This is a genomic window from Pseudovibrio sp. Ad26, from assembly GCF_001623285.1.
Classification (GTDB): Bacteria; Pseudomonadota; Alphaproteobacteria; order Rhizobiales; family Stappiaceae; genus Pseudovibrio; species Pseudovibrio ascidiaceicola.
This window is the reverse complement of the sequence record NZ_LMCE01000050.1, coordinates 56,193-80,997: the sequence shown is the minus strand read 5'-3', so window position 1 is coordinate 80,997 and position 24,805 is coordinate 56,193. Positions and strand designations below refer to the sequence as shown.

The 24,805-nt window shown below is 49.7% G+C and carries 17 protein-coding genes; 3 read left to right on the top strand and 14 right to left on the bottom strand.

All coding sequences use genetic code 11. The features are described from left to right. Positions 1 to 53 precede the first annotated feature (53 nt). From PsAD26_RS11475 to PsAD26_RS11455, 5 genes are all read right to left on the bottom strand, one after another. Positions 54 to 1,436, bottom strand: a complete 1,383-nt coding sequence (locus tag PsAD26_RS11475; protein ID WP_063310692.1) for an FAD-dependent oxidoreductase — start codon at positions 1,434 to 1,436, stop codon at positions 54 to 56. Positions 1,437 to 1,660: 224 nt separating this feature from the next. Next, positions 1,661 to 2,620, bottom strand: coding sequence for an ADP-ribosylglycohydrolase family protein (locus tag PsAD26_RS11470; RefSeq protein ID WP_063310528.1), 960 nt, complete (start codon positions 2,618 to 2,620; stop codon positions 1,661 to 1,663). A 204-nt stretch (positions 2,621 to 2,824) separates the two neighbouring features. After that, positions 2,825 to 3,511, bottom strand: a complete 687-nt coding sequence (locus tag PsAD26_RS11465) for an MOSC N-terminal beta barrel domain-containing protein (protein WP_063310527.1) — start codon at positions 3,509 to 3,511, stop codon at positions 2,825 to 2,827. Between the two features lie 66 nt (positions 3,512 to 3,577). Next, complete coding sequence (locus PsAD26_RS11460; protein WP_063310526.1) at positions 3,578 to 4,090, bottom strand: GNAT family N-acetyltransferase; 513 nt, start codon at positions 4,088 to 4,090, stop codon at positions 3,578 to 3,580. A gap of 93 nt (positions 4,091 to 4,183) precedes the next feature. Then, complete coding sequence (locus PsAD26_RS11455; RefSeq protein ID WP_208985641.1) at positions 4,184 to 5,632, bottom strand: cytochrome P450; 1,449 nt, start codon at positions 5,630 to 5,632, stop codon at positions 4,184 to 4,186. Between the two features lie 181 nt (positions 5,633 to 5,813). Between PsAD26_RS11455 and PsAD26_RS11450 the strand changes: the two genes are divergently transcribed. After that, positions 5,814 to 6,083, top strand: coding sequence for a DUF2798 domain-containing protein (locus PsAD26_RS11450; protein WP_057461061.1), 270 nt, complete (start codon positions 5,814 to 5,816; stop codon positions 6,081 to 6,083). Positions 6,084 to 6,297: 214 nt separating this feature from the next. Then, complete coding sequence (locus tag PsAD26_RS11445; RefSeq protein ID WP_063310525.1) at positions 6,298 to 7,230, top strand: DMT family transporter; 933 nt, start codon at positions 6,298 to 6,300, stop codon at positions 7,228 to 7,230. A 24-nt stretch (positions 7,231 to 7,254) separates the two neighbouring features. On the opposite strand, the gene PsAD26_RS11440 is transcribed toward PsAD26_RS11445, so the two are convergent. The 7 genes from PsAD26_RS11440 to PsAD26_RS11410 form a co-directional block, all read right to left on the bottom strand. Further along, the gene (locus PsAD26_RS11440) at positions 7,255 to 8,001 is read right to left on the bottom strand and encodes a formyltransferase family protein (RefSeq protein WP_063310524.1); all 747 of its coding nucleotides are present in this window, start codon (positions 7,999 to 8,001) and stop codon (positions 7,255 to 7,257) included. Positions 8,002 to 8,034: 33 nt separating this feature from the next. After that, positions 8,035 to 9,333 carry a capsular biosynthesis protein gene (locus tag PsAD26_RS11435; RefSeq protein WP_063310523.1) on the bottom strand — a complete coding sequence of 433 codons (1,299 nt, stop codon included), beginning with the start codon at positions 9,331 to 9,333 and terminating at the stop codon, positions 8,035 to 8,037. Further along, on the bottom strand, positions 9,330 to 10,634 hold the full coding sequence (locus PsAD26_RS11430) for a capsular biosynthesis protein (RefSeq protein ID WP_063310522.1): 1,305 nt from the start codon (positions 10,632 to 10,634) through the stop codon (positions 9,330 to 9,332). The genes PsAD26_RS11435 and PsAD26_RS11430 overlap by 4 nt, the downstream gene beginning before the upstream one ends. A 16-nt stretch (positions 10,635 to 10,650) precedes the next feature. Next, complete coding sequence (locus PsAD26_RS11425; protein ID WP_063310521.1) at positions 10,651 to 11,307, bottom strand: ABC transporter ATP-binding protein; 657 nt, start codon at positions 11,305 to 11,307, stop codon at positions 10,651 to 10,653. Next, positions 11,307 to 12,074, bottom strand: coding sequence for an ABC transporter permease (locus PsAD26_RS11420; protein WP_063310520.1), 768 nt, complete (start codon positions 12,072 to 12,074; stop codon positions 11,307 to 11,309). The genes PsAD26_RS11425 and PsAD26_RS11420 overlap by 1 nt, the downstream gene beginning before the upstream one ends. 10 nt (positions 12,075 to 12,084) lie before the next feature. Then, the gene (locus PsAD26_RS11415) at positions 12,085 to 13,458 is read right to left on the bottom strand and encodes a hypothetical protein (protein ID WP_063310519.1); all 1,374 of its coding nucleotides are present in this window, start codon (positions 13,456 to 13,458) and stop codon (positions 12,085 to 12,087) included. 175 nt (positions 13,459 to 13,633) lie between these two features. Next, complete coding sequence (locus tag PsAD26_RS11410; protein ID WP_063310518.1) at positions 13,634 to 14,815, bottom strand: polysaccharide biosynthesis/export family protein; 1,182 nt, start codon at positions 14,813 to 14,815, stop codon at positions 13,634 to 13,636. A 243-nt stretch (positions 14,816 to 15,058) separates the two neighbouring features. Here PsAD26_RS11410 and PsAD26_RS11405 point away from each other — a divergent pair, with 243 nt between their 5' ends. After that, the gene (locus PsAD26_RS11405) at positions 15,059 to 15,826 is read left to right on the top strand and encodes an SDR family NAD(P)-dependent oxidoreductase (RefSeq protein WP_063310517.1); all 768 of its coding nucleotides are present in this window, start codon (positions 15,059 to 15,061) and stop codon (positions 15,824 to 15,826) included. 19 nt (positions 15,827 to 15,845) lie between these two features. On the opposite strand, the gene PsAD26_RS11400 is transcribed toward PsAD26_RS11405, so the two are convergent. Together PsAD26_RS11400 and PsAD26_RS11395 are read right to left on the bottom strand one after the other, a co-directional pair. Beyond that, positions 15,846 to 17,207 carry an aminotransferase class I/II-fold pyridoxal phosphate-dependent enzyme gene (locus PsAD26_RS11400; protein ID WP_063310516.1) on the bottom strand — a complete coding sequence of 454 codons (1,362 nt, stop codon included), beginning with the start codon at positions 17,205 to 17,207 and terminating at the stop codon, positions 15,846 to 15,848. Beyond that, a complete protein-coding gene (locus PsAD26_RS11395; RefSeq protein ID WP_063310515.1) occupies positions 17,207 to 24,769 on the bottom strand; it encodes a type I polyketide synthase in 7,563 nt (2,520 codons plus the stop codon). The genes PsAD26_RS11400 and PsAD26_RS11395 overlap by 1 nt, the downstream gene beginning before the upstream one ends. Positions 24,770 to 24,805: the final 36 nt, after the last annotated feature.

Sequence of the window (24,805 nt, the reverse complement as noted above, 5' to 3'; positions counted from 1 at the left end):
CCGTGGGATTGGTCTCCTGCGGCTTTTTTCATAACGGTTGAGGGAAAAAAAAGCTAAAGCATTGTTTCCACTGCAACTTTTGCAGCTTTTTTGCCACTCAGATATGCACCGTGAACGGTACCATGGTACTTAAAATCAGTATGTTCTCCGGCAAATGTCAGGCAGTGACCGATAGGTTCGGATAAAATATCGAAATCATACGGATCACTACCAACTTTTGCGTAAGAAAAAGAGCCCTTCGTGTAAGGGTCTTGCGACCATCGGGTTGCAATGTAGTGACGGGGATCAGGTGTATCCGAGCCAAACATTGTGCGCACGGCTTTCATTGCATCTTCAAGCATATAGTCGTGATCCATGGTCTCGATCATACGGGAGTAATTGCCGAAGCTCAGCGCGGTGAGTACGTTTGCGTTGATAAAGGGCTTATGATTGAGGAAATAATTCCAGCGGCCCTGAGTTTGCGTCATTAAGCCAAAATACTGTGTTTTTTCAGGCCAGTGGAGTTCATCGAACTTCATCGCTATTTTTGTGACGTCGCCCATACCAACGCGTTCAATTGCGTTCCTATGTATTTTGGGCAAGGGGGGGATGAACTCGATGTCCTTTGCCTTGAGCACGCCGAGTGGTACTGTGACAATCACAAAATCACTTTCAAAGATCTCTTTGTCGGTCTGTACGAACACGCCAACTCGGTCATGATAAGCGATGCGTTGGACCGGTTTGCGGTTGAGGATTGGGATACCGTGGGTGAGAGGTTCCAGAAGCCGATCGTACCCGTCTACCAAAACCACATCTTCACCTTCGAACATGTCATTTTGGCTGAAATACATGGCGGAAAGTTCGCTCACCGGGCTGCCTGTATCAAATTCAGTATAAGCGGATGTCATCCACCTGAATATTGGGTTTCGAGTCATTCTGGGCGCCATATGCTCCAGAACCTGCGAAAGAGCCATATCTTTGTTCATGCCAGAGCCGATCAGGCCCAGCATCTGTTCATGTTCTTGACCCATTTTAGAGATTTTCTGATTGGAAACTTGTTTGCCCATATGGTTGTAAACGGTGAAATTGGAGTCTTTCGTGACGAAGGTTTTTTGGCCAGACTGTTCAGCCAGTTTCATGATGGGGTTGTTTTTGGGGCCATGTATCCAGCCCGCACCTTCTTCAATTGGGACACCCAGTGCGCGGTTGGTGCGAATGCGCCCGCCAATCTTGTTGCTTGCCTCTAGCACCAGCACACTATAGCCCGTGTCCATCAAATCGCGGGCGGCGGCGAGGCCTGCAATACCAGCTCCGATAATGATCACACGTTTGCCTCTGGCCGACACATTGGGCCGGGTCTGGTTCAGATCAAACAGACCGGCAAAGACGACGGAAGAGGCTGAAGTTTTAAGGAAATTCCTGCGGTTTAGGCTGCTATTGCGGGGGCGAAAGACCATTGGAAACACTTTGGTTTGAAAGAGGTGCGCCTGCAACCTTGAGGTGTTTTATCGCAACCCACAAGGGAAACTCAGGGACAGCCCTAACAAACCGAGAAAGCGTTTTGGGATATTCAAGCAGCTAAAAACACACTGCGTTCATACGAATATGCGCAGCATGCATAATTATTCGATGCTGCTCTTACTACCGTCCGAAGACCGGAGCCGATCTTCGGATTTTGTCCCTAGTTATGCCCGGTTAAGCCGCAGCATTCCTGCCAGAGTTCTGCATTGTTTTGGACCTTCAAAATCCATGAAAGCGGGATGCCTTTGTCGGTATCCAGGCCATGCACTGCGCCAAGAACTGCACCGATCAGAATGGAACGGCCAGCGCTGTCTCCACCTGCCAGAATGTTGACTTCAATCGCTTCGCGATAAGAACCTGTGTTCTTGAGAATGTGGAAGCTCAGCGGAACACCCATGCCAAGGTGACAAGCACGGCCCGTGCTCTCACCGTATGCCACGGGTTTCGTTTCTGATGCGGAAAGAGCAGCCAAAAGCTTCTCCTGAATATCAGGATGGGCAGCATCAGTTGCAGCAGACAAGGCGCTTTGCAAGTCTTCACCGTTCACAACACGGTCCAGAAGATCGGCAAACATAAAACCGTAAGCGACGGATTCTTCATTGTCATTTGTGGAGCGAATAATCGCTTCCACCTGATCCTGCATCTGCTCGCTCTGATCATAGGCGAACAGCACGGCCGGAATTTTGGAGAGCGCAGGGAGCTGATCATCATCTACGCCAGAAGGGGTGAGCTTCTCATTAGCAATGTTTTCCAACGTGCCCCGTGTTGGGCGGTCAATATACCCGTTATAGGTGCCACCAGCGCCGAAATGAGCCGTAAAAGCCTGCTGAAACTCTTCCATCTTCAGGTGTTTGTCGTGAGCCAGCAAGTGCTTCAATGCCAGATGAAGGTTTTCACCGTATTGGGTGAACTGGCCGTCCTGCCGATTGGCATGAGCGAAGTAAGCTGGCACGCCCTCAAAGTAAGATGGGGTCAGCGGTACAAAAGCAGCAGAGTCATCATGTTCCTGCGTGACATGATGGATGCGGTCAACATCATAGAGCCAGTGCAGCCCCAGCGAGGCGGCGTCCGCAACAAATGCACCAAGAAGGCTATGGGCCTTAAACGCTTGCTGACTCATACAATTCTCCATTCATAATCGAATACTTGCTGTTGGTCTTATCTAAAGCGAAGCCTCTCCGAATGTCATCCCAAAGATGTCTTTCTGGAGTCATCTTTTAGTGAACCTATGTGGTTTGCGATGCACACGTACTGGAACTTTCCCGTCTAACAAAAAAACCGCAAATCCTGCTCTGGGCCCTTCAGAGGTATGTGCTATGCAGCCTTACGAGACACTCACTTTTTGTCCGATAGCAATTGAACCAGATTGGACAACTTTGGCATAAACGCCAAACTTAACGTCGAAATCGCGTGCAATTGGTCGCAAGATGTCTGGCTCGAACTCGAGGTCATCTTGTGCGATGGTTACCATTCTGCAACGTTCTGTTTTATGTGTCACTTCCAGCTGCACACCATCTATTGTCAGTATCCTGCCAATTAAATCGTCATCGGTTACATCCTGCGGTACATCCAAGGTGATGTTCGGTCGAAAACGGCGTTCATCAATTTGTGTCCCTGGAACAAGGCTTTGCAATTTTGCCACTTCTGATGAAAGCAACAGATGCACCGAACCATCGTCAAAATGTGGGATGTTTCTCTCTGGAACGACTGTCACTGGCTGTCCAAGAAACTCAGTGAGTCTGTGATTGATTTTTTCTGAGCTAATATCAATGGCACACCCATCCGGAAAACCAATTGACACAACGCCCTCCTTCGACACAGCACGTAATGACAACAGATTATCAATACGTCTGAACCGCCGCGTGTTCTTGCCACTACCGAATTTTCCTTGGTCATCAGAAATAGCGAATTGCCTATCGCCAACCACACCTCTTTCATCAAGGTCGAGTTTACTAAGCGTTTCTCCAAGCAGAGATTTGATTGGGTAGTGCCATAGCGACTGAATTTTCAAATCTGGTCCTTTGTTCGGGTGTTTCGTGGCTAGTATAACGAGGTGGGCAGAGGCACCAGCTGTTGGCTAGGTGGTGGAGGCCAGTGCGCTTTGGCTGGAGAAGTGGAGGAAGGTCATCTCTGTTCCTTGATAGTCACCGGAACGAGTCTCATAGGCGGCGTTGGTCAGATCAGAGATTGTCTTTGTCCAGAATGCCAGTGCTCCAGTATTTTTGGGCAGCACGCGCACTTGCCAGTCTCCCGGATGCAGCTTCAGGCAGGCTTTCAGGGCCGCTTGTCCCAAGCCTTGCCGTGTGAACTTTCCAAGCACGAAGAACTGGCCCATGTCGATCAGCGCTGTGTCATAAGGATACTGCCGCACCAGCGCAAAACCTGCGATCTCACCAGCCTGCATTATGTAATAGGGATGGTGGTCAGCCTCGCGGAAGTAAGCGAGCACGATGTTCTCATCAAACTCAAACCCACCCGATGCAGAAACCGGCCAGTGCATGTATTTGGACATGTCATAGAGGTAGAGCTGAAACATATTTTTCAGCACAGGCACATCCGCCAAGACCATCGGCTTCAACTTAACAGACATAACCACCCTCACATGTCGGAGCTACTCAGCAGAGCAATGCATTAGCACTGAATGAGGACTGGCGTCGAGCGGTTGTGATGTTGGAATGCCCGCCTAACTGCGGAGTGGTGTGACTTTGCAGACGATGGGGCGGGTGGGTTCGAGGAAGAGGACACCTTCCGGCTCTACTTTGTCGGCGTTGAGGATGTCTATGTCGAACCGGGTAACGAGGTTTGCCAGAATGAGCGTGCCTTGAAGAATGGCGGAGCTTGCGCCGGTGCACATGCGCAGGCCGCGTCCAAAGGGCAGGAAGCTCTTCATGATGATGTGCTGGTCTTTGCGCATATAGCGTTCAGGATCAAAACGATCCGGATTGAACCAGTACTGCTGATGTCGATGCACAATCCATGGGGACACTGTAATCTGCGCACCTTCCTGCAAGTCCAGTTTACCCAGTTTGATTGGTCTGCTGGCGCGACGGGTCAGGTGCGGAATAGGCGGGTAGAGCCGCAGGATCTCGCGGAAGACATTGCGGGTGTATCTGAGGCGTGAAAGCTGCTCGAACTGAATATCGTCCTGCCCACCCACTTTGCTGACCTCTTCGCGGATCTTTTGCTTGGCCTCAGGGCATTGGGAGAGAACAAAGAACGCCCACATCAAAGCTGCGGCTGCCAGCTCCTGACTGTTCAGGATTGTGGTGACGTGGTCCACAATTTGCTTGCGAGTGAAGGGGATATTGGTTTCTGGAGAGCGGGCAATGAGAAACTTATGTAAGAAGCTGTGATGGGAAAAGCTGTTGTGCTGGATATTGCCATCAATGAGCATACTGACCAGATATCGTAGTTGCTGGGCCGCATACATGGCTGTTTGCGGTAGCTTGGGCAGCTGCCAGGCAACACCTTGTTCTGCCGTCTCTCGGATCACCTGCGAGATGCGCTTTTCAAAGTCACGGGCATGGGAGTTGATCTCGTTGAACACATCTGTTGGCAGCTCGTTGGAAAACAGCATTCTGTAAGCGATGTCTGCATTCAGGCGTCTGAGCAGCAAAGACAGGTCAATCACCCGGTTTTCATTTTGAATTTCTTCGCAATAATCCTCAAACCGGTTGATTGAGTTCTGGATGTGCTCAAAATTCACCTGCTGGGTGCGCATGGTGCCGATGGGCCGGATCATATCGCGCTGGTCTACACACCGGTTGTTGCTCGTCACAATCGGATGATCGCCCAGCAACGGGCGCAGCAACTCAATCATCCCCTCGGCTTTGACGAAGATCTCGGGTTTCTCTTCAAAAATAACGGAGATGAGGTCCGGGTCGTTGATCAGGTAATTGGGTTGCTCTGCCGTGGAAATGTCAACGATATCTGCTTTGTAAAGTTCTTCCGGGAGGTGCCTCAGGAGGTTTGTCTCAACGCCATCAAAGTCCCCCGTGCCTTCAGTGTATGGGTGAGGTGCCGGAGGGCGATATAAGCTGTTGTTTGTATCCATAGAGCCTGACTCGATTGCATCATGATGGTCACATCGAGGGTCCTCGCGGGAAATGACCCGATCTGCGAGTGTAGGCATTGCCGCTTTAATAATTCGCTGAATTTAATGTCGGATCATACTAAAAATACAATGCAATTACTGGTGGTTTTGGTGAGATGATGAAACCACGGCTCTGCATAACTGCCATGCACTACGGTATCTTGACAGTTTGACTTGATTTCATATAGTTTGACCTCAAACAAAAAATAGAGATAAGTGCATGAATGTTTCCCCACGGACCTATGGCTACCTGCTGCGTATCAGCATTTCATTCTTCATGAGCATTATGATGTCATTTGCCATGCTGGTGCTGAACCTCGGGTTTGTCGAAAACTTTATGGCGCTGTGGTTCAAGTCGTTTTCTGTCGCCTTCGCGCTTGCTGTTGTTATCAGTTCGCTGGTCTTTCCCCTGGTGATCGCCCTGCTGTCGAAGCTTGTGAAAGTATGTGACGAGCCTGCCGACCTGCAGGAAGTGACAGAAGGCTGCTAAGCTCTGTTTTTCAAAAAACAAAGCACCTGACCTAACTGTGATGCAAAAAGGAGTGTCCCTTGCTTTTTGCATTTGCTTTGTGATGCATCACAGTATACGTGCAGTATTGATGTCGATTGGCATCCAAGAATTCTTTTCAGCACATTTCCTCCCACTGTATTCGCTTTCTGGTTCGCCTCAGTAAGCGGATTTGTGCTGCTAACAAGGACACAAAATGGCTCAGCTCCTCGGCAAGCGAAACATGGGTATCGCGCTTACAATCCTGTCTACGCTGATCTTCGCGATGCAGGATGCGATCACCAAGCAGCTCGTATCAGACCATCCGGTCTGGTTCATCATGATGGTGCGCTTTTGGGTTTTGCTGGTGATTGCGGTTGGCTGGGCCATGATCAGTGAGCAAGGGCTTTATAATGTGGTGCGCACCAAGCGTCCGATGCTTCAGATTATTCGTGGCCTTCTGCTGTTTGCAGAAATCTGCCTGATCACCTTCGCCTTCAGCATGCTGGGACTGGCCGATGTAACGGCAATTTTTCAGGCCCATCCCTTGATCGTGACAGGACTTGCGGCTCTCTTCCTTGGCGAAACGGTTGGCTGGCGTCGTATTCTGGCAATGTTCTGCGGCATGGCAGGCTTGCTGGTGATGCTGCAGCCGGACGGTAATATAGGCGGTTGGGGCGCTGTGGTGGCGCTGGCGGCCTCAGTCAGCTTTGCGCTCTACCAGTTGTTTACCCGTGTTGCGAGCCAGGATGACAGCGCGCTCACGTCATTTCTCTATGTTGGCATCGTGGGCACAGTTCTCTCCACCATCATCGGTTCTCAACACATGATGGCGTTTGATGAGGTGGAATGGGCGCTGCTGCTCGGCATTTGCGCCACGGGGACCTCCGCACACTTCCTGCTGATGAAGGCACTTTCGCTGGCACAGGCGAGTGACATTCAGCCGTTCAACTATCTTCAGCTGGTCTGGTCGATCCCGATCGGGTTCCTTGTGTTCTCCGACCTGCCAATCTGGAGCACCATTCTCGGTGCGATTATCGTGGTGGGCGCAGGCCTGTTCTCCCTTTCTCGCCAGCGTATCCGTGCGGCTGAGAAGGAAACGGGAGTTGAACCTGAGACCTCAGAGGAAGTGGCTGCGCGCGCCGACTAACGTGTCACGTGCCCACCTTGCGGTTTAAAGCCGGTTGCCGCGGGCCAGAAACTTCAGGACATCGCCATTGGTGGGCCAGCTGCGATACCGCGGCGCCCGGTCATCCGGCGCTGGTGGGCAGTCGTTCTTGCCGAGAAAATGGGAGGCGACGAGCTTCCCCGTCTTGCGGAACAGGTCAAGGTTGGTGCGGAAAAGCGTTCTCTTTTCCGGCACCACAGTCGTTTCCGCCAGCACTTTACCCGCATCAATCCTTTGAATGCTCTCATGCAGGCTGAGGGTGAAAGCCTGCTCATTCTCCAAAATTGCATGAAAGACCGGATCCGGTCCTTTGTAGATCGGCAGTTTACCGGGATGGATGTTGTAGGTCTTGCCGGAAAACCGCTCGTAAAATGCCGCGTTCAAAATCTGCCCCAGATGAACCGTCAGAATCAAATCCGGCTTGCAACGCTCGATAAAGTCGAGGGTTTGAGGCGCGCTGGCGTCATTTGTCGGTAGAACAGGACATTTCAGGCTGTGAGCCCAGGTCCGCATGCTCTTCCATTTGGGAACATGCGGCATCCGGTAGGCTGGCTTTGTCACAGCGCCCAGATACCCCGCATAGAGCGGACCGGAGCGGAGAAAAAGGTCCTTATAAGCATGCCAGTCGTTGCGCTTGCCCGCCACCGCCGTGCATTTCACAAGACCACAGATCTGGATGTCTGGATACGCCAGCAATGAATGTAAAGCAGCGTCAGTGTAAACGCTGGCGTTGGAAACAAGACAGATCTGCATGCATACTCCCCAATTGCATAAAGTGGTCGTCAACTACATAAAGTACTCGTAGGTAACGCCCATTTTCCGTGCTTTTTCCATCCTTGGCGGTTCAACCCGTTTCAGGCGTTGCTCTGCGTAGGAGGTGGAGAGGATCTTTTCTGCTGTCCCCTTTGCTGCAGCTTCCAGACCAGCTGCATTGTATAGCGATCCGCGTACCTGAATGGTGGTTTTTAGCGCATCAATAAACTTACGGTACACATCTGGCTCCGGTGGTGTTGCTGAGTGCCAAAATGTCTCCCAGTCGCCCTGATGCGTCAGACCATCCATGTCGTAAATCGTTGGCAAAATGCAGCAGGTTGGCACACCATATTCAAGAGCCTCGATGCCTGCTGAACTGTTGATGGTCAGCATCCCGAGGGATGGTTCAGCAAGCGTTTTGATCGTCTGCCCGTGAATAAGCTGCGTGCGTACCTCAACACCATGCTTACGGCTGGCCTCAACAATCGCTCGCGACAATTCCTTGAAGCGATATTCCAGTGGATGGCTCTTGAACAGCAGCAGTGTCTTTTCAGGCGCATTCTTAGCAAAGGACGCGATGACCTTCTCAATTGCCTCATAAATACTGGCAAAGGGAGAATGATCCCGGATCTGAAAATCCCCATTCAGCTGCAAGGCAAAGAGATAATAAGGTGTGCCGCATTGTTTCAACTGGCTCCAGATAACATCCGCTTCCTGCTTTCGGCGTTTGGCCTGTAGGCGTGCTTTAAGCCAGCCGCCATAAACCTGCACACGAGATTCTGTGCGATGGTTGTGGTAATGAGGAAACTTACGGGCATGAACTGCGTTATAAAGCGTGAAACCGAGCTCTTGCAGCACAATCTGCTTATAGCTGCCAGGATAAAGCACAGAGGAAGTATCTTCCGCCTGTTGTGTATCCAACTCCATCAATTCCTGCTTGTTCTGCGGGAAATGCGAAAGCGCAGAACAGCCGCCATACTCGACTGTCATCCAATCCGGACGCAAATAGCCAAGCTCGGTCGCAATGATGGTGACGTCCAACCGTTTTGCAACGCCAATGGCGACTTTGTGATAGTAGCGCCGATCTCCATGAAGCAGGATATCAGTGACCCCATGCGCAACAATCAGGGCTTCCAGAAAAAGCGCCCAATTCTCAGCGGGTTCGGAAAAATGAATGGCGTCGGTTTGCTCCCAGTCATGAACATCGCTGCCACAAAAATGAACCTTAAGCGTCTTTGCGCCCAGCTCTTCCAAGTGGTGTGCGGTACGGGCATAGTATTTGGAAAGTGGACCTTGCAGTAGCAAAATGCAGCGCTTGTTTTCTGAAGTCATTTGTCACTCCAGTAACAATTTGCCGGGATAGGAACGCCGGCAGCCTTCGCTTGTTCCAGACGCGGCGGCGTTTCAACAAACGCACCATGTCCGTTGACGCCATCCTCCAGAATGCGCTTTACAAACTCTTGCGCCGCAATCTTCCGACCTTCGGAATTGAAAAAGCTTCCATGCACTTGAATGGTATGCCCCATAAGCTTTTCCAGATCGTGATAAAGGTCAGCATCGGGTAGAGCTGGTTCCCTCCAAAAGTCGTCCAGAGAACGCCGGTCCGTCAATCCGGCAATATCATAGACAGCAATACCCATGGCTTTCACCGGTACACCGCTTTTCAACGCTTCCATGCCGACCGTGCTGTTCACCAGCACGCACCCGCGCGAGTGCCTGAGCAACTGATTTAGATTGCCACCATCAATAATGATTGTGCGCTCCAAGCAACCGAACTCTGCTGCAATTTCGCGAATAACCTTCGGCCAGTTCTCAACGTTGTTGTCAAACGGATGCAGTTTGAACACCAACTTGCTCTCAGCTGAGGCACTTTGGGAAAACGTGCTGTAAAGCTCGCGAATGAAGCCCGACAGGTGCTTGTAGTGCGAGTGGTGCCTGATTTGATAATCGCCCTGCATCTGCATGGGGACGACAAAATACTCGGCCTGCTCCTGGATTAGCGTGTTGACCGCCTCGTCCGCTTCCTGTCCAAGCCGTTTCTGGCGCATCAGACGCGGAATGTAGCTGAAATAATCCCGAAACGGATGATAGTAGCGATCCCGCTGATAAAACGGGAACAGGTACGGGAAGAAGATTGGAATCAGGTTGCAGATGACTTCATTGGTCGCTTCCTGCAAAAACGCATGCGGAAAACGGCTGGTTGGTTCCAGTTCCGGTAAGTTAGCAGCGCTTTGTTTTATCTTTGCCGGGTCATTCGGGAAGTGCGAATACACCCCCATGCCACCGCGCTCCAGGGTGATCCAATCCGGACGCATATAGCCAAACTCATAGGCAAACGTGTTTATGCCCCGCTGCATCGCCACATCATGCGCAATCCGGTGGTACGGCCGTCGATCTGCATAATACAGAATGTCTGTGATGCCATTCTCATCAATCAACCGCTCCAGCCTACTTTGCCAGTTATTCAACCGCCCCCAATAAGCTTGCGCACCCAACCCAACGCGAAAATACCAATCACTGAGCGAAAAATTAACAATGGTATACTTGACGTTATGGGCTTCAAACTCTTCAACAAGCGCCCGACAAAAGGCAGAAGGATGTGACTGTAAAATAAGAACTGATCGAACTGTCATAACGCCTATCACTCAGCTACTTAAGCTGATTTTCTCGATGCTGAGCAAGCGCTTCATCGACAGAATCATACATCGTCAACTCACCTTCATGCAGCAGGCATGCTGAGTCGCAAAGTTTCTTGATCGTGGCTTCGGAGTGCGAGATCATAATGATGTTCGCGTGCTTAAGTTTGGTCTCAAAGACCTCATCACACTTACGCTTAAATCGTGCATCTCCAACGGCCGTAATTTCATCAATTAAATAACATTCAAAATTCACTGCCATGCTGACACCAAACGCCAAACGTGCCTTCATTCCGCTTGAGTATGTCCGTATCGGAAGTGTCATAGACGGTCCAAGCTCGGAAAACTCTTCCACGAAGTCGACCATCCGTTCGGTATCTTCACCATACATACGTGCAACGAAACGGACGTTTTCAATACCAGTCATATTCCCGGAAAACCCGCCGCCGAAACCAAGTGGCCAGGACACTTTAACATTGCGTTTTATTCGACCACTATCAGGCAATTCCGCTCCCGCAATCAGGCGCATGAATGTAGACTTACCAGCTCCATTATGTCCAAGGATACCAACATTTCTCCCACTAGGAAAACGTGTGGTGATGCCTCTTAATATGGTCTTGGTCACACCTTTAAGACGGTATGTTTTCCGCACATCTAGAAATTCTATCATTAGATTGACTTCTTTCGATATAATCGTTCTCCGAACAAGCCAAATAAAAGAAGAACTATAGTGCAAGTGAGAAGATAGGATTTACTCAAAACAACACTGTCGTAGTTTCCATAGTAGCCTTCTCGAAACCACTCTATTCCGTGAAGAATAGGGTTCCACGCGAGCAACTTAACGACATGGGTTGGAAAGTCACTTGGTACATAAAAAATGCCAGAGAGAAAGAAAAGTGGCTTACTTATTATAGATTCTAACTGCTTCCAGGTCGGCCAAAGTCTGAATAATACAGCATTCGTTGTCCCTGCTCCCAGCCCAAGGAAGCTAAGTACCAAAAATGCCGTCGCACACTGCTCAATCCGCACCGGCGTTGACGCATCATCACCCCAAATTATCATCGTGAAAAACACAATAATAATCATGAGATACGTCAGCACAATTAAGATGTATTTAGAGATAAGAATATCAGTTTCGTTCACAAGTGGATAGCTCAGCAGGCCACGGCTTGCGTTTATCGCTGTCATGAGAGAGCTTGAGAGCTTTGAGTATGTTTGAAATGGCAAAATGCCTGTCGCGAAGAAGAGCGCGAAGCTGGTTCCAAAAGCTGGAGATTTTCCGATACTTGAAAATATAAGCACCAGAACTAGCGTGCTGAGAGCTGGATTAACAATCGCCCAAAGATACCCCAATTGGGTATCGCCGAACGCTGTTCTTGTTTCACGAAGGACTAACGCAGCGATAACCCGTGCTTGTGTAGTGATAACGCCGTCCATGCTCTCTAAACTATTTCAAGTGGTCGCGGATTGAGTAAGCTATAACAGTAACAAGTGCCCAGATGGCGAGTAACCCAAGAAATAGAATGAGTGAATTGATCAAGCGTCTTGGATAAATTGCTTCTTGTGGCTTTGAAGGCGGTTTGAAAACAGCGAGATATCTTTGTTGGCGATCTGCTTCAGCTCGAGAACGCTCTAAGCCAGCAAGCGCAGCAGTATACGCCTGTTGGGCAAACTCCTGCTCTACAACTAACTCTTCGTAATTCGCTAACAATGCAGACAATGAAGACAGGCGATCCGCCCCTTCAGTTGCTTGCTGCAGTGGCGTTGGGTTTCTTCCGCTGATTTCGTCGCGTTTGTTCAAAATTTGCTTGATTAAAACTTCTTCTTGCTTCCGTAACTGCCGGATTGTTGGCGAGCTTTCGTCGATTGTCCCAACAAGTGTGGCTAAACGTGACCTTGTGTCCAGAAGTTGCTTTTCGAGACCTGCTATGAGTTCAATTTGTACTTCAGCGTTTTTGGTCGGATCAATGGAACTTTCTGCGCTACGAAAATCCTTCATGCGCATACGTATCATTTTCAATCTCAACTCCGCACGACGGACTTCTTCTTCTGCAAATTTTACGGCGTCACGACGCGCGTTTTGAGAGAGAGTATTCACAAGCTCAGAGCCGTATGAGAGAACACGCGATGCAATACGTTCAGTCATTTCTGGCGAGAATGCTTGGACCTCTACTTCAATGATACTCGATGTATTGTCGAAGCTCGTGGTAATCATTGACTGCCAATATTCGACGAGTTCTTCAATTGGCATACTTTGATCAAGGCGATAGATGAAATCGACACTATCCTCGCTGAGATGACTCAATATACCTTCGTCTTTGGACAGACGCTCAACGACTTCTCGACCTTCCAGATAATCCATCAGGATAAAGGAATCAGTGGTTGTGGTACCCACGCTGGCTAAACCAGTTAAAGCTCCTAAGAAGTCTCCCCCAGCCGATGAGCCGTCCATTCCGCGCACTGAGAAGCCAATTGTCGACGAATAACGATCCGATGCAATCAATAGGAAATATGTCGCTCCAAGAAGGCTCGGAAGAAGAACCATAAGTGCGAATGAAAGAGCCAGAATTTTTCGTCTTAACTGCTGAGGTCTTAAACCACGCAAGTTGAAAAAGTTTTTTGCACTTGTGTCTGCTTCCTGCCATTTCTTCTCAATTGGAAGCGCAACAACTGATGCGACTTTTTTGAGAGGAGATTTCGGCTTTGGTGCAGGCACTGCTGCTTTTGTAGCATTTAAATCTTGTGAAGGTAACTTGTTGCTGGAAGCCTTCGGCGGTGCAGGGCGGATTTCTGCAACTTTTGCCGTTGTCCCTTTTTCCATGCCGGTTCATCACCTTTTTAATCGTTAACTAATCGTCGCGTGAAGCGTGCGCCAAACTTTTTAAAATGAAAACAGCAAAGTTTGATCGAATCATATCACGGCTAGCCGAATTGAGAAGTGCATTTTGGCTCCACAACAATAGCTCGATCGTTTATGTGTTCAGATAACCTCAAATTTAGAAGGTGCTTGCTGTTTTACCGATGGCTAGCGTACCGCTTAAGATTCTGATGAACTTGTTAAGCTCGGCGCCGTAAGCGCTAGAAACATAGACTACGTCCTTATCACGGAGAGAGAAAAGTTGGCCTTTGAAGTAGGAACGTGCATCTCTCATATTCAAGCGGTAAATCACAGGAACCTTGCCTGAACTTGCTCCAGCATACTCAGACTTGAGTTGAGAGATCACTTGAGGATCTTCATAACGGAAGACAAAGAGGCCCTGAGAATTTGCTGCGTTCTGATCTAGTCCGCCGATACGACCCAATGCTTCAACGAGTGAAACATTCGACGCCTGGATAGGATATTCTCCTACTTTCGGGACTGCACCAAATGCTGTGAAGGTTTGAGGGTCGTGCGTTACGAAAATTCTATCTCCCGGACGGACATAAACATTTTCGTCGTTGCTCTGGAAGACCGTGCTGAGCAATTGCTTTGCTTGGCGTCCGTTGCGTGAAATAGAAACGTAGCTCTCAGTCGCTGGTGATGCGTTTCCGCCTGCGTTTGCGACGACGTCAAGCAACCGCTTGCCACTTAAATCCAGAGGATATTGGCCAGGTTTCTTTACCGCACCATTCACTGTGACCAAGCTGCTAGCATTTTGCTTCAGTGTAACAATGACTTGAGGATTGGTTGCTTTGCGGTCAAGAGCAACCTGGAGCGCTTCTTGAAGCCGCTCGACAGATTTTCCGCGTGCATTTACCTTACCTACATATGGTATTGTAATTGCACCACTTTGGTTCACCATAAATGGGCCTAGTTCGACACCCCCAGCTTGTCCATTCGGCGTAAACAATCGATCATTGCCCTGTTCCCAGACAACAACTGAAACTGTATCCCCAACGCCAACAATGTGCTTTGGTGCCCATTTCCCGCCTGTGAAGACTTTTGATAGTCCATTCGGTTGATAAGCTGAAAGCACTGATACGACCGAATCATCAAGATCAATGAGATGATAATCAAAGGGTTCCGTGCGTCGATCTGAAGAGGCAGCTTGAATCTCTGAAGACACTGGCCCAGCTGAAGGTAGTGCAGCGCAGCCGGACAAAACACTTAAGACAGGAACAATGATGGCAATGGATTTCACAAAACTTGAAGCTACTTGAGCTGACTGCACATCAGTCGAATTGGAAAATAAATTCATAAAACTTGTATCCACTTTGCCGCCAGATCAAAAATACGCATGTCAAAACTATCCAGCTTGAATGGAGGAATTAGTACCCCAATCTGCGATAGAATTCAAATTTGGTAATGAAACCAAGACCAACTTCCTGTTGTTTTCTTTGGAGAAAGTTGTGGCTCCAGTAAAATTTGGAGATTCTGAGTTGCGCGTTAACTATCTGTTTGCCAAAACAAATGAAATGCGCACTGTTTGGAGCTCAATTTTATGTTTTCTCCGAGATCGATTCTCATCACTGGTGCAAGCTCCGGTCTTGGAAGAGCTTTGGCTGTTTCCTATGCGGGTAAAGGTGTAACTCTCTGTCTTACAGGGAGAAATGAGGAGCGGTTGCTTGAGATTGTGCGTGAGGTTGAGCGGGGCGGGAGCCAGGTGTTCTGGAAAGCGCTTGATGTTTGCGATACGATAGCTCTTCAAAGTTGGGTTGAGGAGTTGGAGCAACAGACCCCACTAGATTTGGTGATCTCTAATGCAGGTATCACGGGGTCGCATGAGATTGATGGGACTGTAGAAACAGCTCAAACAGCACATGCTCAGATTGCGACTAACCTCGGGGGGGCTGTCAATGTTTTGACAGCGGTCGCACCATATATGCAGCAGCGTAAAAGCGGTCGAATTGCATTGATCAGCTCCTTGGCAGGACTGCAGCCGATATCTGATGGGCCTGCCTACGGGGCATCAAAAGCTGGGGTGATCGCTTATGGTGAAGCGATGCGGGACCACCTTTATAAGTGGGGGGTGTCAGTATCAGTGATCTGTCCGGGATATATTCTGACGCCGATGGCCGATCAGTTCAAAAGCTGGCGCCCTTATGAATACACAGCGGAGCAAGCTGCTTCTTCAATAAAAAAAGCGATTGCGCGGAAAAAGGCATTTCATGCGTTCCCATGGCAGCTGGCTCTGAGTATTCGTATTGGAAAACTGCTGCCGTGGAAACTTCGTCGGTTGGCAAATCAGCGCTTCAATTATCAGCGCTGATTTAATCGTTCTTCGTTAACTAGGCTGACATAACCTGTTGAATTGAAATAGGATTACTATCGTAATTCGCTATCTCATCATTTACCAGCTCGATCGCCTGATCCAATTGCTCTTCTGTATGTTCTGAGGTGATGAAGAAGCGCAGACGAGCTGATTTTTCTGGAACCGCCGGATAGATAATTGGCAATACATTGAGCCCTCGATCGAGCAGACGCGCTGCCAAAACAGTCGCCTTCAAAGAGTCGCCCATCATGATCGGGACAACCGCGCAGCCTTGACTGACACCAGTATCAAGACCTGCGGTCTGAGCCTTTTCAAGGAAATATTGCCCGTTTGACTGTGCTGCCTGTACCCGGTGAGGCTCTGCTTCCATCAGACGGATGGCCTCACAAACCGCAGCTGCGATTGGGGGCGCAATACCAACACTGAACACGAAGCCAGAAGCTGTGAGTTTGAGGTAGTCAACCAAATCATTACAGCCTGCGATGTAACCGCCGCACCCTGCCAATGTTTTGGAAAACGTTCCCATCCAGATATCGACATCTCTTGGGTCAACCTGAAAATGCTCGGCGAGGCCGCGGCCTGTCTCTCCGAGAATGCCGATAGAGTGCGCCTCATCGACCATGAGCCAGGCACCGTATTTCTTTTTAATCTCAATCAGACGTGGAAGATCCGGATAGTCTCCGTCCATCGAGTAAACGCCTTCAACCACGATCAGTGTACGTGGATGTTTATGGGTGCGGAGCTCCAGAATGTTTTCCAGAGCCTCAAAGTTGTTATGAGGGAAGGATTGCCGAACGGCACCAGAAAGCTTTGCACCTGTGACGATGCTGTTGTGAATGTAGCTATCATGAATGATCAGATCATCCGGCTGCATCAACTGGCCGATGCTGGTGACGTTGGTTGCATGGCCACTGACAAAAGCAACAGAACTTTCTACGCCGTGCATCCGTGCAATGAGCTCTTCAAGCTCAGTATGAATCACGCGCTCGCCAGCAACAACCCGGCTGGCACTGGCTGAAATGCCATAGTGGTCGACAGCTGTTTTGGCAGCTTCCTGAACCTTCTCGTGCCCATTCAGACCCAGATAATCGTAGGAGGAGAAATTAAGGTAAGTTTCTCCGTCAATCAGCGTCGTTGCCCCGGCGCGCGCGTCATGCGCACGGAAAAAAGGATTGTTGATCTGCAACAGATCAGCCGCTGCTTTCTGAAGGCGAATTTCCTTAAACCCCGGAAGGTCCGCAAACTTTGGTGCGATTGCTTCAGCAGCTTGAGGTTTTTTAGCCTTTTGCTTTGGAAGCGCAGACTTCGAGCGCCTGACAGCGCTCAAAGCATTCAACCGGTCATCTTTGCTAAGTTTTTTCTTGTCTGATTTGGCCATTAATTCAAAAGTCTTGCAGTTTTGTCCTGATGAGTATCGAGGATTTCGCGAACAGTTGATTTTTGAGCGTCATCCAGATCATCGGAAAGGTGTTGGCTGGCAAGAACGCTGTGGGATCCCTCCTCAACAGAAGCCTCTCCACCCTCGCGTTTGCGAAGTTTTTGTAGGATCTGTGCAGCAAAGTCATCCAAACACGTTCCGCCTGAGATAGATACCAGCGGAATCTCCAGATTGAAGCGTTTCTGAATCCCCATTCTGAGTTCCAGACCCATCAAGGAATCCATTCCAAACTCCGCAAGTGGGCGTTGATGAGAGATGTCTTCTGCCGGAAGGCGCAGGATGCGTCCAATTTCACCGGCAAGGATATGAGCGACAATCTCTTTGGCCTCTGTATCCGACTTGCCCTCAATGAGAGACAGAATATCGGTAGAACCGTCGCTGTCTCCATCCGTATCACTTCGGCCTACGATCTCGCGGAAGAGAGGCTTGCTCAGCAATGATAGAGACTGGTGAGCTGCCGCCCATGCAAAACGGCCAATATGAACCACAGCGCCTGGCGCAGACCCATCATCCTGCTCCATGGCAAGCTTGAGGATATCCAGACCTTCACGAGCTTTAATGGTTGCCTCGCCCAGATGCCTGGACAGTTTATCGGAGACCTCAGCATTTCTGGCAAGGAAACCCACATCGCCGATTGCACCCCAGCCGACAGCAATTGCTGGCTTGCCAGCTTTCCGTCGGGCTCTTGCAAGTCCTTCAAGATATCCGTTGGCGGCCACGTAATGAGATTGGCCTGGGTTCCCGATCAGAGTAGTTGCTGAGGAAAACAGGATAAACTGGTCCAGCTTGTCCTGGCGGGTTAACTCATCCAGCAAGCTAGCGCCCTGAATTTTTGGTTCCAGAACTTTACGGAACCGTTTTTCATCCAGCTGTTGGATAATGCCATCATCCAACACCATAGCCGCATGGATGATGCTCTTGAGGGGCGCGGATTGGCGTAGTTCGCTGAGCAAGCCGTGAACGGCTGTTCTATCTGTGACATCGCAACTGACCGCAGAGACTGTCACGCCTTTTTCTGCCAGAGCTTCAAAAAGCTTTTCGTGTTGCTCGCTCACCTTTGCAGACCGGCTTGTCAGTGTAATGCGCCGTGCACCATTGTCAGCCAACCAGCGGCAGATTTCCAAGCCAAAGCCACCAAGACCGCCGATCACCACATGATGACCATCCTGAGCGAACTTGAGAGAGGTGCGTTCCTGCGGAACCTTGACTTCCTCAGGCTTTGGCGGGGTAATCAGGATCTTGCCGATGTGTCCGGACCGTTGCATGAGCCGGAAGGCATCCTGCACATTACGCCCTTCAAACACGCGGTGAGGCAATGGTGTGAAAGTTCCGTCCTTGATCAGCTCAAAGACATCTTCAATGAGTTTGCGTGCCAGATCACTATCATGCAGCAGGATCTGATCCAGATCGATACCGAAGTAAGAAACATTGCGACGGAACGGACGCAAACCGATCTTGGTGTTTGCATAATAGTCTCGTTTGCCAAGCTCAAGGAAGCGGCCAAACGGGCGTACAATGTTGATGCTTGCTTCCATCGCTTCGCCAGCAAGGGAGTTCAAGACTGAATGTACGCCTTTCCCATCGGTGAGTTCCATGACTTTGTCTGGGAACTGCAAACTGCGGGAATCAAGAATGTGATCAGCGCCGAGCAGGCGGAGGATCTCTCGTTTTTCTTCAGACCCGGCGGTTGCAATGACTTTTGCGCCGATATGCTTTGCAATTTGCAGTGCAGCAAGGCCAACGCCACCTGCGCCCCCGTGGATAAGGACCCACTGATCTTCTTTGAGTTCACCAAGATGGATGAGCGAGTAATAAGCGGTCAGGAATGCAACTGGGTAAGTCGCAGCAGAGACAAGATCCTGACTTTGGTCAAGTTTTGCTACTGCAAATTTTGGACAGGTTACATAGGAAGAGTATCCACCAGACGTAAACGCAACCACTTTGTCACCAACTGCCAGATCACTGGCATTCTTGCCAACACGTGTAACAGTACCTGAAATTTCCAAGCCGAGATTTGGTCCACCATAGCCATCTTCAAGCGCTTCTTCTGGAAGCATGCCCAAAGTCCACATAACATCACGGAAGTTCAAACCAGTCGCGGCGACTTTAATCTCAACATGGTCCTCAGATGGCTCAATACGTTGCTGCCCACGCCAGTTTAAATGGTTGAGGGAACCTGCCTCTGAGAAGTTCAGCTCAACATTCTCTGCAGGTTTCCAGGTGGATTGGCCAAACCCGGATTTAACACGCGAAACCACTCGGCTCTTTTGCGGCTGATGGAGTTCATTCTCCATGTTCTGGTAGAAAACAGCCTCCAAAATGTCAGAGGCAACGCCTTGGGCGCCTTTGTCGATGCAAACATCAAGGGCAAGTGGTGTCAGTTCAGGAGCTTCATTGCCAAGAACACGTGCAAAAGTCCATGCGGCACTCTGGGCTGGTGCTTCTTGCTCAGCGTTATGACCGCTGCCGCCTGGAGCAACAAGTGCGAGTTGACCAGCTAAGCCCGGATAAGCCTTTACGAGGCCAACACAAGTTGCACAGCGCTTCATGACCTGGTCGACAGGTGCGTCACCTGCCTCGGCCAGACCATACAAGTGAATGATGGTCTTCAGCTCAGCATCAAGGAAGGCAGAACCTGCAAGAGCGGACTTCCAGCCATTCGCTTCATTGAGGTCGAACTGGTCACTATCCGCATCCAGAACCTTGATGTTGCAGGAGGACAAGCGTTCATCATTCTGAATGGCCTGCGCAATTTCCTGTTCCAGCTTAGAATTACCCGCCAGAATGACCATAGCCTTGCTCTCAGGCAAATCGGCCGTTGGATCAAGCTGCTGACTTACGTCTACAGGTTTTGCAGTCGCATTCAGCAAAACAATTGATGCACCTTCTTTGAGTGCCTCAATTGCGATTGGAGCATTAAATGATGTTGAGGTAAACTGATCCAGCCAGTCATTGCTTGTTTTCAGCGGACCGACCGGATACTCGTCGGAAATTGAGCCGGCAAACCAGTCTTCAGACAAACCAAAAGCAACATCATGGAAAACATCTGAAAGTGGCTCCATCGCAAGGAACTGACCGCCTTCTGTCAGTGATTGTCCGAGCTTTTCGAAAAGGTTTGCCTCGCTCTGACATGCTTCGTGAAGAAGACCGGATGATACAATTATATCGAATGGTCCCTGTTCTAACGCGGCATCCCAAGTGTGGTTACTGTCCAGATTGCTCGTATCAAATACAGCGATGTTTGGCTCATCCAGAACACTGGCAGACAAACGCGCGGCGCTTTTGTGATTGCTGTCAGCGATCGAAACCTTTGTTACTTGGCTAGGGAGTATCTGCTGAATATCTTTTGCCAGATTCAGCCCTGAACCGCTTAGATCCAGAACATGAAGCGGTGTGTCTGTGTCCCAGGTTCCAAGCGCGGTTCTGAGCCATTCAGAGATGCTTTGGCTGCGTATTTGTGCTTCCGGAGAGGAGTACCAGTATTGCTCGAGCATCGCACTGGAATGTTCGAAACCGTTGTCCTCAAAACTATCAAGGTCAAGGCTATCGAGAACGAATTTGCGTGTGGTTGCAAGAATGGTTGCAGCAGCGATATCTTGCGGGCTTTCTTCCAGTACACTCTCAACCAGCAGATCGAAATCAGGAAGCTCAAAATCGCTGTTCAATTCAAAGCGGTTTATCCCACATTCTGTCGCGGCCCCGGCTTCCTGAAGGATCGTCAAAAGAGTGACGAAATACCGACGATGATTATTTGGTAAGTCCTCAACAGAAACAGTCTGTTCGCCATCCGCAAACTTTGAGATAATATCAAATGCTGTTCGTTGAGCTGCCGCATTGAGTAGCAAATACGCTTCACGCTCAGCTTCATCTTCAACAGTACGGAACTTTTCAGCAACGTAGTCTTCAATTGCCGGGAAGCTATGGTTGAGTTTAGCAACTGTGGTTGCAGGGTTCCGCTGCAGTTCTGCTTCGACGCGATAGATCAGGTCAGACGGGTTATCTTTACGACCCAGTTCGGTTGCACGGAAGCGGCCTCCGGAAATTGCAATAATGACGTTGTCATCTTCATCGAAAATCTGGAAGTCTGCCAAAATAGAGAGTTCAGAGGCACGCTTTACCTGAATCCTAACATAGGCTGGGGACGCGCCTGTTTGATATTGGCGAACCTTATCAAAGAAAATTGGGACATAGGCTTTTGGGCGACTTTTTTGGGATGTTATCTCTCTGAATAGGGAGAGCAGGCCGTGGAAACATCCATCAAGTTCAGCTGGATGAATGCCGAAGGATGAAACCTGCTCGTCATCTTCAAGTGCAGACAGGTGGACGATAAATGTACCCGCATCTACCTGAGAGACGTTTTGAGTACGTTGGAAACGTGGCCCAAATTCAAGTCCGTATGTGAGCGCCGCCGTGTAAATCTCCTCACCTGTGTTGATGAGTTGCGCTGCTTCAAAGTTGAGTTGAATGTTTGGTGCAGGAGTTTCCAGTTTTGCAACTCTGCCTACGGCATGCAGCGTCCAATCATCCCCACTCAGCCGCATACGGCTGGAAATTTTAACAGTCCCTGTTTCCTCAGAGATTTCGGTTTGAACTTCGGTCAGATATTCGTCGCTTAATACGAGTGCCTGCAAAATATCCATAGACCGCAGCTCTACCGCGTCACTTCCATAAAGAGCGGAACCGGCAGCAAGAGCCATTTCAACATAGCCTGCGCCGGGGAAAATCATTTGTCCGTTGATGACATGATCTTCCAAGAATGGAACTGTAAAGCGGTCCAGATGTGTGGTCCAGACGTTATAATTAGCATTTGGACGCCAACCCAAAAGTGGATGGTCTCCACCCCTAAAAATGCCCATATTGGCTTCGCCGCTATTCTCAAAGCGGAAGCTTTTATTCTGCCAAGGGAGTGGTAGCAGATTAACCGGCTCATCCGGATTCTTGCCGAAGAGTTTATCCGTATCAACATTGATGCCTGCAACAAAAGCGCGGGCGACGAGATTGATAATAGGATCCGTTCCACCAAGTTGTTCGTTCGAAAGGCTGGAAAGAACAGATCCTTTCCCGCCTTTTTCGGCAGCAACCTGGCGTAAGTAGCTCTGCAGAATTGGCTTTGGACCAATCTCAATAATCGTATCAGCACCAAGATCAAGGGCTGTCGCAACGGCCTTGGAGAACAATACTGGCTTGCGAAGATTCCGCCACCAATAGTCCGCATTGAGATCCTTGCCATCTGAGATTGCGCCGGAAACCGTAGAAATAAATGGAACCTGCGCAGATGTCGCGGTTACAGTCCCGACAGCGTTACGGAATGGATGCTCAACGGGGTCAATAAGCTGGCTGTGGAATGGGTAATTCAGCGCAACTTTTCTGAAGGCGACATGATTGGCCCGTGCAAACTTTGCAAACCCGTCAATGTCTTCTTTTGTACCAGACAAGCTAACAGATTTCGGACTGTTCTCGGCTGCGACTTCAAGGGAGTCAAATCCACTTTTTGAGATAAGCTGTCGGGCTTCATCAGCGGGGAGGACGAGCGCTGCCATGGTCCCGTGGCCTGCAACGACTTCCTGTTCTGCTGACCGGTGATAGACCAGCGCTACAGCAGCGTCCAACGTGAGAGCACCCGCGACATGTGCTGCTGCAACTTCGCCGATACTGTGACCCAGAACCATGTCTGGTTTTAATGCGTAATCTTCAAGGGCCTGACAAAGAGCAACCTGTACTGCAAACAACAATGGCTGCGCAATGCTTGTTTTTTTCAGCGCATCGTCAAGAGTCTCACTGAACAGTTCGGTTTTTAGGGACCAACCAGAAAGGTTTGTGAAGAGCTCATCAACCTTCTCAAAAGCAACCTTGAAGGTTTGGTTCGCAGCATAGGCGTCGCGGCCCATTCCAGCCCATTGTGCCCCGTTACCAGAAAACGCGAAGGCGCACTTGCCCAGACTTGTTGTTTTATTAGAGTAAATAACGTTTGCATTTTTCTGACCAGATGCAAAGTCAGACAAGGTCGTTTTAAGAGCTTCAACATCAGTGCCAGAAAACACTGCTTTTTCCGGAAAAATTCGTTTGCGATGAAAAGTTGCTGCACAAATCTTCAGTTTGCTTTGCTCTGTCAGAACCCCATCACGCGCATAACCGCTTGCAAGCTCAACCAGCGCTTCCTTTGTTGGCGCTGATAAGAACAATGAGCTTGCGACCTTCGGCTGAGTGAGTTGCTCGACATTCTCTGCCATGGTCTCTGGGTCGCGGAGAATGACGTGGGCGTTCGTTCCGCCAAAACCAAACGAGTTCACTCCGGCATATCTCGGGTTTTCACCGCGAGGCAGTTCTACGCCTTCGCTTGCGACTTGAATATTGAGCGCGTCGAAGTCGATATCTGGATTCGGTTCGTTAAAGTGGAGGCTCGCCGGGAAATGGTCATTCTGAAGTGCTAGTACTGACTTCGCCAGACCGACAAGTCCTGAAGCTGGTTCCAGATGGCCTACATTGGTTTTGACTGAGCCGATTGGGAGTGGTGTGCGTCGTTTTTGCGCAATAGTACGACCGATTGACCCGGCTTCTGCTGGATCGCCGACACGGGTTCCGGTGCCATGCGCTTCGACAAATGCAAGCCGATTAGGGTCAATTCCATGTGCTTTATAGACACGATCGAGAAGGTTCGCCTGCTCTACGTCTGAAGGAAGCGACATGCCTACGGTACGACCATCCGAATTTACATCGACAGCAACTATATCAGCGTGAGACCGCTGACCTTTCCAGCGTGGAGCATCTTTCCTTTTTATGAGAAGTGCAACGCCGCCTTCAGAGCGAACATAACCATTTCCATTCGCATCAAAGGCTTTGCACTGTCCATCTGGAGACAGCATAGTTGCCTGCGCGAAGCCTACGAAGGGAAAGGGGCTGGCAAGTACGTTGACACCTGCGACGATGGCACAGTCAATTCTGCCGGAGTTTAACGCACGGTAGGCTTCGTGAAGGGCAACCAGAGAAGACGAACAAGCTGTATCGACAGTAAAACTCGGGCCTTTAAGGTCAAAAATATATGAGAGACGATTTGAGATAATAGAAAGTGTATTGCCAGTCATAAAGTGACCGGTCGCTACATTAGGATCGAACAGGCTTTCGTTGGCATAATCGAGCGCAGATGCCCCAACATAGACGCCTACATGATCACCAGCTATCTCGTCTGGGGAGATGCCTGCGTCCTCAATCGCTTCCCAGGTGAGCTGCAGCAAAATGCGCTGCTGAGGGTCCATTTGCTCCGCTTCTCGGGGAGAAATGCCAAAAGCGGTGGGATCAAAGTCCCATAAATTGTCGAGAACACCTGCTTTAAAAGTATATGCCTTGCCTGCCTCTGAAGTACGTGGATGCAGATATCTGAAATGCGACCAACGATCAGTGGGAATTTCGGAAATACTGTTCTGTCCTGATTTCAGCAGATGCCATAGTGCTTCTTTGTTGGAAGCTCCGGGTACACGAACTGATAGACCTACAATTTCCAACACGCAGCAAAACTCACTTAAACAGGGGTTAGCATCTAG

Bases quoted from the DNA above. Each gene is read 5' to 3' on its own strand.
- PsAD26_RS11475 (WP_063310692.1), bottom strand. From the start codon at position 1,436: ATGGTCTTTCGCCCCCGCAATAGCAGCCTAAACCGCAGGAATTTCCTT.
- PsAD26_RS11470 (WP_063310528.1), bottom strand. From the start codon at position 2,620: ATGAGTCAGCAAGCGTTTAAGGCCCATAGCCTTCTTGGTGCATTTGTT.
- PsAD26_RS11460 (WP_063310526.1), bottom strand. From the start codon at position 4,090: ATGTCTGTTAAGTTGAAGCCGATGGTCTTGGCGGATGTGCCTGTGCTG.
- PsAD26_RS11455 (WP_208985641.1), bottom strand. From the start codon at position 5,632: ATGCCTACACTCGCAGATCGGGTCATTTCCCGCGAGGACCCTCGATGT.
- PsAD26_RS11450 (WP_057461061.1), top strand. From the start codon at position 5,814: ATGAATGTTTCCCCACGGACCTATGGCTACCTGCTGCGTATCAGCATT.
- PsAD26_RS11445 (WP_063310525.1), top strand. From the start codon at position 6,298: ATGGCTCAGCTCCTCGGCAAGCGAAACATGGGTATCGCGCTTACAATC.
- PsAD26_RS11440 (WP_063310524.1), bottom strand. From the start codon at position 8,001: ATGCAGATCTGTCTTGTTTCCAACGCCAGCGTTTACACTGACGCTGCT.
- PsAD26_RS11435 (WP_063310523.1), bottom strand. From the start codon at position 9,333: ATGACTTCAGAAAACAAGCGCTGCATTTTGCTACTGCAAGGTCCACTT.
- PsAD26_RS11430 (WP_063310522.1), bottom strand. From the start codon at position 10,634: ATGACAGTTCGATCAGTTCTTATTTTACAGTCACATCCTTCTGCCTTT.
- PsAD26_RS11425 (WP_063310521.1), bottom strand. From the start codon at position 11,307: ATGATAGAATTTCTAGATGTGCGGAAAACATACCGTCTTAAAGGTGTG.
- PsAD26_RS11420 (WP_063310520.1), bottom strand. From the start codon at position 12,074: ATGGACGGCGTTATCACTACACAAGCACGGGTTATCGCTGCGTTAGTC.
- PsAD26_RS11415 (WP_063310519.1), bottom strand. From the start codon at position 13,458: ATGGAAAAAGGGACAACGGCAAAAGTTGCAGAAATCCGCCCTGCACCG.
- PsAD26_RS11410 (WP_063310518.1), bottom strand. From the start codon at position 14,815: ATGAATTTATTTTCCAATTCGACTGATGTGCAGTCAGCTCAAGTAGCT.
- PsAD26_RS11405 (WP_063310517.1), top strand. From the start codon at position 15,059: ATGTTTTCTCCGAGATCGATTCTCATCACTGGTGCAAGCTCCGGTCTT.
- PsAD26_RS11400 (WP_063310516.1), bottom strand. From the start codon at position 17,207: ATGGCCAAATCAGACAAGAAAAAACTTAGCAAAGATGACCGGTTGAAT.